An 8,917-nucleotide genomic window follows, 5' to 3' on the forward strand; every position below is an offset into this window, starting at 1 on the left:
CCGGCGCCTCATGGACAAATTCCCATTCATGAACCTGCTCCATTATTAAAATTCGGTCTGACTAGGAAGGTTCAAGAGGTAGTCAACCAATTTATCAATGAGACTGGTAGATCCCCGTCGCGTTGCGCCAAGGCAAAGAGGGCACCATGGCAAATCCAAGAAAAGCAGACCGGGCGCAGCGGCCATGCGCTACGTTGTTACCGTCCGTCACCGTACCGTTTCCTTGACAGCTTGGCTCGTGGTCGCCATTCCGGCGGCATAGGCCGCTCCTGCACCAAGAAGAAGCGCGCAGAAGCTTGCAAACATCACATATGCGAAATGTTTGCGGGCTTCATCAATCTGGGCGGGCGTTACAGGTCTCGTCGTCGATCCGACGGTCTCGCGCCCCGTATTGTTCGACCAGTACGCGACGCGGGCGCTCGCTGCATTTGACGGGCCAACCAGGTTGCTGGCAATGCTGGTAGCTGAGGCTGGCATCATGGCTGCCGCGGCCGCCACGACGACGGTCGCGACTGCCCAAGCGGCCAATGCATGTCCGACCCGACCGAGGCCCGTCTGGTCTGGCGAATTAGCTGCGGCGACGGCGCCACCAATGAATGCGGCGATGATCCCCGACACCGCCCACCACACGAAGGCGGCCCAGCCTGCACCAGCGGGCGCCGAGGAAGCCGTGGGAATGTCGATCGCGAGCAGACCAATGCCAAAGCCGAGCATCGTCAGCAAAATTTGGACCACCAACGAAGTAAACACGCCGGCCAGTACGGCCGACCATGTCCAACCGAAGAACACGTTGGGTACTGTACGAGAGGCCATAGCGAGCTCCTCCATGACTTACATCGCTGTTGCAACGCGCCGTCAAATCTTCCGTTCCTGCTGTAGGAACCCTCGGTGGCTTCTGGGTTTTGGTTCGTAGAAAGGCTATAGGAGGCTAGACGCCATGACATTTGGCAGAGGCGTTCTATTGTGGTTGCTGGGTATTCCTCTTCCGGTCATCCTTCTGCTCGCGCTATTCTGGCGTTAACGGTGGATGGGAGAGACCGTGCCAAGATCGGCCCTCGCATGGGACCAAGTATAGCCCGTAGTGTGCCGAGGTAGACCGGCAATCCCAAAGCAAAGAGGGCGATCAGCGCAGATCGACCGCTCGATGGTTGAGTTCGTCTTTCGCGGCGCGTAATCTGTCAGTTGCAATCTGCCGGCAGCCGATCTCGACGAGCTTGAAAAAGCGCCTGATGCGTGCTCGCCGCAATGTGGCGTCCGTCGGGAGCAGGCCGACTTCTACCCGATTTTGATGCGGGGTAGAGATTGCTGAATTCCATTTCGCTGGCCCGCGTCCGCTCGCCGTGTTTCTCAGAACATTTTCGAGAGAAAGAAGTTATTCTCGCGAAGGAAATGTTAGAGGGAGACAACAACGGCCTCCATCGCCGTGGGAGCATCCGCTCGAAAGATGACGCACATTCTGGTTAGGCGCGATCAGTTCAACATAACGCCGGACGGCATTCTACATAAGCCCACCGACTCGCGCTTCGTGCCAAGCCCAATTAACAGGTACACGGGAACGTTTCGCCAAGGCCGCCTGTGCGCTCCGCAGGGCGACATGGACGCTTATGACGCCGACGAGGTGAAGAAAATGATGCTGCAGCTCTGGGCGGAGTATGTGGCCGAGAGTTCTGGAACGGTAGGCCGCGCGCCCTCTCATTCCGAACATAACGGAATAACGAGTGACCACAACGGCACCAACTCAGCTGTGGATGCCGTTACCGGTGAGAAGCGCCGTTAGAGCCGCCCTTCATCAGCCAATTGCCGATCTACCGTGGCCCCGCACCAAAGTCTTGAAGCAGAGCGGGTCGCTACGAGGCTAAGTACAAGCTCGCCGTCTCGACCAAGGAGCCGTAGGAGCCGCCGTTCGCGGAGCGGTCCTGGCTAGAGAACTATCATGGGCTTGCAAGGCCGAGCCGCAGATAACGTTCCTATCGGCCACATTGTGGACTGATGTCGCGTTACGCAACGGAGGGAGGAGTTCGACATGGCACGATCGGAAAAGCAGACGATCCGAGGGCGCAACCAGGACCGTGCGCTAGTAGCGGGGAGAGAGGACTATGAGGTTCGGTACGAAGCGAAGAAAACTCGCAAGTCCGGGGCAGCGGTGAAGAAGGCGGTCAAGAAGGTTGGCAGTAGTCGGAAGCGAGTCGAGAAGCGGCTCGGGCGTTGAAGCGCTGCAGGCTGGATCAACCGGCTACGACCGCCGTGTCGGGTCTACCACGACAAAGCTGACGGCACGAGGAAATCTCTCTCCTCTTTTCGACGCGGGCAGCGCGGACTGAGGAGTCAATCAGATGACCAACCGCCTGTTGATTACAGTCGCGGCTGCAGCCCTGTTTGCCGGAACGGGCCTTGCGAAGGCGCAAGTCGCCGGCATCAGCAAGGAGCAGCCCGGCGCCACGACACAGCACAGCACACCCTCCGGGGGCGCTTCGTCCGGCGCCATGGACCGTGATAGCGGCAGCATGAAGGGTACTGAGCATCCCATCAAGGGTGAAGCATCCGGCATGAAGGGTGCGGAATCCGACAAGATGAAAGGCGCGGAATCCAAGAAAGGACAGCCGGACACGAAGGGGCCGGAATCCGATAACATGAAGGCGAGGAACGCGAGAAGGGACAGCCGAGCGCCAGCGGCAAGAGTGCGCAAGACACTGCCCCGGGTCAGAAGTCCAAGAGCGTACCGAGCATGAGACCAAGGGCAAGGACATGAAGACCGAGGGTCGCGAGAAGGGCGGCACCGTCGGTGAAACACGCGAGAAGAGCGGCGGCACCGCCACCGAAAGCCGCGAGAAGGGCGGCATGGAAACGCGGAAAGGCGCACCGACACCAGCCGGTCGCAGACAACGACGGGCGCAGCGACCGCTGGCCCGCGGCCGAAAAGCCCACCGAGATTCTCAGCGATCAAGTCGGAAGAGATCGAGAAAGCCAGCAACGTGAACGTCAGCCTTTCGGTGGCGCGGCTATGAGGTCATCCTGGTCAAAGGCGAGTACATAGTAGTGAAGCCGGAGACGCACGAAATTTGTTTACATCATTGAGGGCTAAACCAAGCTGAGGGCTAAACCGAGCTCCCGTGCGAGGGCAGACTCTAAGCTGCCTTTTGCGGGATCTTTTAAGGCTAACCGGGGGCGCATAAACCTTAGCCAGTCATTGCCACAGGCGCAGCTATCGGCCGGCGTACCTGCGCCTGAGCTTTGCCTCCCGAAATGACCTCACTCGCGCCGAAGAAGCCAAATAAACGGTATTCCGGGGACATTCCTCTGAGGCCGAGGAGGACGTTTCTGTGCGGCGCGCGCCGTTCCGGCAATGCCCGCCCCGGCCTGCCTTCGGTCAGCGAACGGCGGGTGTGGGCTCGCAGCAGCCAAGTATTCAAATGCGCCCAGCGAGCGCTAAAACGACCACGATAATGAGGATCAAGCCAATTCCGCCGCCGGGATAGTAGCCCCAGCCAGCGCTGTAAGGCCACGTTGGCAATGCTCCAATCAACAACAGGATCAAAATGATAACGAGGATTGTTGACAACATCGCGCGCCTCGCGCCGTTGTTTGGGGTACGAGCTAACGCGGCGAATTGCGAGCAGTTCCTGCCGTGCGACATCAGACGTCGCTGGCTCTCGAAGGTCGGGCGCTGTGCCTGCGGTGCATGTCACCGCGCTTCTCATCCGGGATAGATGCGGGCAGCGCAATTGCCATGGCGCACTATTGACTCGATTGGCGGCGCGCAAGCCAAATGCCGCCGACCCCGGACATCGCCGTATTAGAGCAACCAGCTCTCCCGCGGTCGCGGCGGCAGTCAGTGTGGGCACGGGCCGGTCGGCCATGGCTCGGCCGCTGACCCCTAAGGCTGGCCAGCGCCGCCAACTGTTCTTCGGCACTTGTTCTTCGGCATTCGGTTTTCCTCGAAAGAACGAGAGGGTCTTCGACCGCGCTGAGGAGGAATCTTCCTAACACAGTGCCAATTGTCTTCGGCGCAGGGACCCGACGAGGAGGGTTCGTATGTACCAGCTGATTTATCTTATCGGCCTGATCGTCGTCACCTCGGCCATTCTTTCGTTCTTCGGTCTTCGCTAGGGACGGCTGACATGACCGTGGAAACCATCTTTTCGTCCAGTGAAGATGGGCGCTATGTTCGATGGACGCCTGTTGTCGTCGGTGCGCTTACCGCTGCCGCTCTTTCATTCATTCTTGTCAGTTTCGGTGTTGCGGTTGGGCTTGGTGTCACCTCGATCTCGCCGACGTGGCGTGGTGCATCGGCCGCGCTCGCGCTACTTTCGGGCATCAATCTGAGCCTGCAGGCAATGATCAGCTTCGGCTTGGGCGGCTATATCGCAGGCCGCGCCGGCGCAACGGCAGCAAGCGAAGAGGTGGAACGACGTGATGGGCTGCACGGTCTCGCTTCCTGGGCGCTGGCGGTACTACTTGGCGGCCCTGGCGTCATTGATCGGAGCCTCGACCGTCAATTGGTTGGCGACGCAAACGCGGACCGCAAATACCACCGTCGCCGAACCGCTCTTGAGCTATGAGCTCGATAAGCTGTTTCGTTCTGCGCGACGGCCCAATGTCGACATGGGTGCAGAACGCGCAGAAGCGGAGCGCATTCTAATGATGTCGTCGAGCCATAATGGCGTCAGCAATGACGACCGGGCCTATCTGGTCCAACAGGTCGCCGCGACCGCCGGGCTGTCGCTACAAGAGTCCGAGCGGCGGGTCGATGCATCATTGCGGACTCCAAGGCGGCCATTGCCCGCTCGCGTCGCAGCTCGATCATAGTGGCTTTTTCGATCGCGGCTGCCACGCTGCTGGAGCAGCCGCTGCGTGGGCTGCGGCCTCCGCAGGCGGCAGGCATCGCGACGGGGCGCCGCTACCAGATTGGATGGTGAGTTCGAGCAAGATGAACCGCGACGAGCGGCAATTTCCGTCCAACCAACGACCGGATTACTAGCGGATGCAGGTGTAGACAGCCAGTCGGACCTCATGCGGCCACCAATCGACGGACGGTGCTACGTTATGGCTGCACTTGTAGTCTAAAGCCGCAATTGCAGTGACTTCGACATGAAAAGCCGCGGCGTTGAGCCGCGGCTTTTCGAGCATAGCCGCTAGTGTAGCGACTTGAGCCAGTCATCGACGTCCTTACGGATCTGGTCCTTGGCCATGCCGTAACGTTGTTGCAGCTTGCCCTCCAGCTGTTCGCGGTGACCCTCGATCGTGTCGAGGTCGTCGTCAGTAAGCTTGCCCCATTTCTCCCTGGCCGCACCTTTGAATTGCTTCCAATTGCCTTCGATTCGGTTCCAGTCCATGACTATCTCCTGGAAGTTCTGATGTCCCGTCAACGATCGCAAGGGACGGCCGTTCCTTAACCGCGCGCGGTGACGATTGTTCGCGTCGATTGGATGCTTCACTACGGAGTACATCTCCGCGCAGTCCGCCAAGATGCTGCTCATCCTGGGCCGTAAAGCCGACTTCGTTGGACCTCATCGGCATGGTCGGGATTTTTGGGGCCGCCGCAAGCGAACTGTCAATCGAGCATGTCGCTGAAATTTATAGCCGGGGTGAGCGAAGGAAGTTGGCATTAGCGAATTTCGCCATCGCGGCTATCGAGCGCGAGGATCAAGCCGGCCGCGGTGCACTTCAGAGCCTGCAGAACTTCCATTTTAGAACTGTTGATTAGGTGCGCCCACGCCCCTGGCACATCTCTCCGCCGGAGACCGTGGGATTTCCCCGTCGTCGGCAACGCGCTACAATAAGCTTACCGGAACGAAATACGGGCAACCCCGAGTTTGATAGCCGCTATGGTCAAGCCCTCGCCCGGAATGCGCAAAGTGTTAAGGCAGGCGCACCTGTACGGCCGTCTGATTGCGCACAATGGCAATCTGTATTCCCCCGGCAGCACCCACCGTTTATGCAGTGAGGAGATAGCCATTGCGATGGTCAAGGCAGGCTGGCTCAGGCATCGCGGCGAGGACTACGAGGTTACACCCGACGGCGTCAGGGCTGATGCGCGGCGCGAATAGCTTTCGTCTGTTGCTGCAGGAACGGCGCGCCGACCGCGCATGTGGAGGCGGTCATTGCAGAAGTAATTGAACTTCACAACGCCCAGATCGTCCGGAACATCGCCGATTTCGGATCGCTTTTTTGACTTGCCAGAATCGCCGGTGGCGAGACCGACCGAGCGGCCGAAGGTAAGCAAAGCGCCGCAGGCTGGCTGAATTCGAGCCGGGATCCCGGTTCCAGGCCAGAATGAATCTCAGCGTTGCCGGATTTGAGTCGCATTGCGACCCAGAACGCGGCCAAAGGTCGTGGCTGGGCGGGGCGCAACGCCGGGGGTTTCATGTCCGGTCCTTTGTGATTTTGCTTCGCCGCTTTTCTCCTTCTCACAGGTGGCTCGACGTCGCCTGCGTCTTCGAATCCCTTCGCCGCCTTCTTTGGCCAAGCCGCTCCTGTGGAAGCCACCGCGCCGGCGCCCGCCGAAAAGGAATGTTTGCCGCAGCCCGGGAAATCGCCGGCCGAGGGCCAGCACTGGGTCTATCGTTTCGATGGCAACCGCAAATGCTGGTTCCTGGCCGCCGAGGGGACCCCGATGGCAAAGAAGTCGGTTCGTCACCGCGCTGCGAAACAGGTCGCCGCTCCCAAGGAAAACGGCGCCACGCCGCGCAAAAGGCGGTCGTGGATGCGCGCGCGGAGTTGTTGCGCTCCGCGTCGGCGGAAACGCCCCGGCCGACGCCGCCCGCGCTCGAACTCAAGGTGGTCGATGCCAGTCCCGTCCCCGCTTCGGGGGCCACGGCGCTCGTGCCACCGGCACCCGATATCACCAAACCCGCGACCGATCAGCTCACGCGCGACAATCCCACGCCGCACCAAGTCGACGTGGAGACGCTTCTGGCGGCCGCGCCGACCGCCAGCGACGCGGTTGCCGCCTCTGTACCTCCGGCGACCGCGGTCGCCGTTCCCATCGCCGAGGCGGGCGACGACGGGCCGGGGTGGACGGCAACCTGGCTCGGCGTGCTGCTGCTGGCGCCGGGCGTCGGTTGTCTTCTCAGCTCGAGCCGGACCCTTCGGGGCGTGCTGGCCGGCTGACCGGTCGGGCGATTTCTCGGTCGGAGGATGGGGCGGCAGCCATCGCAGACGAACGATCCGCAACCGTCTTTCGCGGTGGCGCGGGATACGTTCCGATACGAGCGGCCGAGCCTGGAGCCGTCGTCGACGGCTCGACTGGCCGGATCGGTTCGGAAGGTCGGGCGTCCGCGCGAGTTCGCACGGTCAGGTTTCCGCAAGAGCGCCTCCACGCGCCCCACTGAGGGGTTTGATGGGCACCGGATTCATTTTCCAAGCTTTGCTGAAGCTCGGTCGATCGCGTCGAACTCGGTCTCATACAGGCGCGTGAATCGAGATTGGTCCTGGCGTGATGAGGTTTGGTCGCGCCGGGGATGGGGATCACGTGACTGTCGCGCGCCAACAGCCAGTTCAGGGCGACCTGGCTGATGCTGCCATCGTGCGCGGGCAATCTCGGCAAGACACGTCAGTAGCGCATTCGTTTCTATGCTGTTCGACGGCTGCGTGAGGCAGCCGGACCGGAGCCGACGAAGGAGCTCTCCGGGAACAGCGCATGGGCAAGTCGCGGCGCGGACAATTCCTGGCAGGACATGCGATCGATCCTGCGCGGACCTCGACGAAGTCGCGCCGGTCGGACCTGATGGCCACGCTGCGCGAAGCTTGCTCATCGTCAGCGTCACCGTCGTCTGCCGCACCCCGAGCAATTGGGCAAGTGCCTCCTGCGTCAGCGGAAGCACGTCGTCAGGAACCTACAGCTCGCTTCCGGCACTGATCCGCATCAGTCTCAAGAGCTTGTTCTCGATGACCCGCGAGTGATTGAGGAGGGTCTGGAACAATTCTGATCGCCTGGGACGTTACCCGACAACTAGTGGCGCTGAATTTTCACATTTGTGAGGGGGCCGCGCTGAGGCTAGCAAATGGCGCCCTCGCCGCAAGCACAAGACCGCAAAGTCTCCTGCGGCCGCGTCGCGACAAACAGTAGCGCCGCTCGAACTCTGGAAGTGTTGGGCATCGACCTTGCGCTCATGTGTAGCTGGATGTGGCGCGCCATACAGGAACGATCGTGGCGGGGCTCGGTTTGCATGCAAACTTCAGCAAGGAGACACGACATGAAAATTGCAAAGATTGTCTTGGCAGCTGCCTTGGTGTTTGGGTCCATTGCTGCGGCGTCGGCGCAAGGCGGAGGAGCCGGCGCTGGTGCTGGCGGCGCCGGCGGCGCGGGTGGCGCCGGCGCGGGAGCTGGCTCGGGTGACGGCGGAGCGGGAGGAGCCGGCGGCGCTGCCGGAGCCGGAGGCGGCGGTGATTCGCCAGCTGCTACCACTGGTCAGGGTGCGTCTAGCAGCCCAAGTTCGGCAAGTCCCGGGGCGACTGTGAACGATCCAAAAGCCAAGAAGGGGCGTTAGCAGACGGCAAGCCTGCCTCAGTCCGACCGAATTGACATCGCCAGTGTGCTCGAACGACCAGAACGGTGCCCTAAGGTGTGAATAGGCTCGAAGCGCTTGGCTCTGTGCCAGAGATCAAGCACCTCCAGGGAGCGGCCCCGGCCTCACTCTCCTCTCTTAATCCTCAGCCGGCTGGGGCCGCTCTAGCCCGCGCGCTATTCCGCCAGGATGCGGATGCCACCAGGGGGGCGATAGCCGCATAGGACAAGCAGAAATTAGCTTAGCGGCATTCGTCATCAACCCCTGCTCGGCAGGATGATCGGTTCGTCGAAAGGCCACGCTAGTTCGCTAGTTCGTCGCGCAAGATTTTGCTGTTTCTGATCATAAAAATAGGCAATGTCTAGAAGCGAACAGAAGATTGCTTTCAGCCGGGTATGTTCACAATTGCT

General features: G+C 60.9%; 10 protein-coding genes and 1 pseudogene. 7 read left to right on the forward strand and 4 right to left on the reverse strand.

Features of this window, described 5'->3' with window-relative positions:
• Window positions 1-207: 207 nt before the first annotated feature.
• Window positions 208-813, reverse strand: coding sequence for a hypothetical protein (locus tag MTR72_RS39560; protein ID WP_280968579.1), 606 nt, complete (start codon window positions 811-813; stop codon window positions 208-210).
• A 631-nt stretch (window positions 814-1,444) separates the two neighbouring features.
• Between MTR72_RS39560 and MTR72_RS39565 the strand changes: the two genes are divergently transcribed.
• The 3 genes from MTR72_RS39565 to MTR72_RS39575 all read left to right on the forward strand — a co-directional run bounded on the left by MTR72_RS39565 (window position 1,445) and on the right by MTR72_RS39575 (window position 2,729).
• Window positions 1,445-1,777: a hypothetical protein gene (locus MTR72_RS39565; RefSeq protein ID WP_280968580.1), complete on the forward strand. Its 333-nt coding sequence runs from the start codon at window positions 1,445-1,447 to the stop codon at window positions 1,775-1,777.
• A gap of 246 nt (window positions 1,778-2,023) precedes the next feature.
• Complete coding sequence (locus tag MTR72_RS39570) at window positions 2,024-2,209, forward strand: DUF3606 domain-containing protein (RefSeq protein ID WP_280968581.1); 186 nt, start codon at window positions 2,024-2,026, stop codon at window positions 2,207-2,209.
• A 124-nt stretch (window positions 2,210-2,333) separates the two neighbouring features.
• Complete coding sequence (locus MTR72_RS39575; protein WP_280968582.1) at window positions 2,334-2,729, forward strand: hypothetical protein; 396 nt, start codon at window positions 2,334-2,336, stop codon at window positions 2,727-2,729.
• Between the two features lie 677 nt (window positions 2,730-3,406).
• Here MTR72_RS39575 and MTR72_RS39580 read toward each other — a convergent pair.
• A complete protein-coding gene (locus MTR72_RS39580; RefSeq protein ID WP_280968583.1) occupies window positions 3,407-3,562 on the reverse strand; it encodes a DUF3309 family protein in 156 nt (51 codons plus the stop codon).
• Between the two features lie 556 nt (window positions 3,563-4,118).
• On the opposite strand from MTR72_RS39580, the pseudogene MTR72_RS40680 reads away from it, so the two are divergent.
• Window positions 4,119-4,978: pseudogene (locus tag MTR72_RS40680) on the forward strand (hypothetical protein).
• 154 nt (window positions 4,979-5,132) lie between these two features.
• Here the strand turns inward: MTR72_RS40680 and MTR72_RS39590 are convergent.
• The gene (locus MTR72_RS39590; RefSeq protein ID WP_280968584.1) at window positions 5,133-5,333 is read right to left on the reverse strand and encodes a CsbD family protein; all 201 of its coding nucleotides are present in this window, start codon (window positions 5,331-5,333) and stop codon (window positions 5,133-5,135) included.
• A gap of 167 nt (window positions 5,334-5,500) precedes the next feature.
• Between MTR72_RS39590 and MTR72_RS39595 the strand changes: the two genes are divergently transcribed.
• From MTR72_RS39595 to MTR72_RS39605, 3 genes are all read left to right on the forward strand, one after another.
• Window positions 5,501-5,704, forward strand: coding sequence for a hypothetical protein (locus MTR72_RS39595; protein WP_341512305.1), 204 nt, complete (start codon window positions 5,501-5,503; stop codon window positions 5,702-5,704).
• Window positions 5,705-5,825: 121 nt separating this feature from the next.
• Window positions 5,826-6,047 carry a hypothetical protein gene (locus tag MTR72_RS39600; RefSeq protein WP_280968586.1) on the forward strand — a complete coding sequence of 74 codons (222 nt, stop codon included), beginning with the start codon at window positions 5,826-5,828 and terminating at the stop codon, window positions 6,045-6,047.
• A 535-nt stretch (window positions 6,048-6,582) separates the two neighbouring features.
• The gene (locus MTR72_RS39605; RefSeq protein ID WP_280968587.1) at window positions 6,583-7,110 is read left to right on the forward strand and encodes a hypothetical protein; all 528 of its coding nucleotides are present in this window, start codon (window positions 6,583-6,585) and stop codon (window positions 7,108-7,110) included.
• Here MTR72_RS39605 and MTR72_RS40685 read toward each other — a convergent pair.
• Window positions 7,070-7,546 (reverse strand): aldo/keto reductase, encoded by a 477-nt coding sequence (locus tag MTR72_RS40685; RefSeq protein WP_445819688.1) that lies wholly within the window; start codon window positions 7,544-7,546, stop codon window positions 7,070-7,072. The genes MTR72_RS39605 and MTR72_RS40685 overlap by 41 nt on opposite strands.
• Between the last annotated feature and the right edge of the window lie 1,371 nt (window positions 7,547-8,917).

This window comes from Bradyrhizobium sp. ISRA442, from assembly GCF_038085055.1.
In the GTDB taxonomy this organism is placed as follows: Bacteria; Pseudomonadota; Alphaproteobacteria; order Rhizobiales; family Xanthobacteraceae; genus Bradyrhizobium.

Excerpts from the sequence above, each read along its gene's own strand:
- MTR72_RS39560 (WP_280968579.1), bottom strand. The coding sequence starts at position 813 with ATGGCCTCTCGTACAGTACCCAACGTGTTCTTCGGTTGGACATGGTCG.
- MTR72_RS39590 (WP_280968584.1), bottom strand. The coding sequence starts at position 5,333 with ATGGACTGGAACCGAATCGAAGGCAATTGGAAGCAATTCAAAGGTGCG.
- MTR72_RS39565 (WP_280968580.1), top strand. The coding sequence starts at position 1,445 with ATGACGCACATTCTGGTTAGGCGCGATCAGTTCAACATAACGCCGGAC.
- MTR72_RS39570 (WP_280968581.1), top strand. The coding sequence starts at position 2,024 with ATGGCACGATCGGAAAAGCAGACGATCCGAGGGCGCAACCAGGACCGT.
- MTR72_RS39580 (WP_280968583.1), bottom strand. The coding sequence starts at position 3,562 with ATGTTGTCAACAATCCTCGTTATCATTTTGATCCTGTTGTTGATTGGA.
- MTR72_RS39600 (WP_280968586.1), top strand. The coding sequence starts at position 5,826 with ATGGTCAAGCCCTCGCCCGGAATGCGCAAAGTGTTAAGGCAGGCGCAC.
- MTR72_RS39575 (WP_280968582.1), top strand. The coding sequence starts at position 2,334 with ATGACCAACCGCCTGTTGATTACAGTCGCGGCTGCAGCCCTGTTTGCC.
- MTR72_RS39605 (WP_280968587.1), top strand. The coding sequence starts at position 6,583 with ATGCTGGTTCCTGGCCGCCGAGGGGACCCCGATGGCAAAGAAGTCGGT.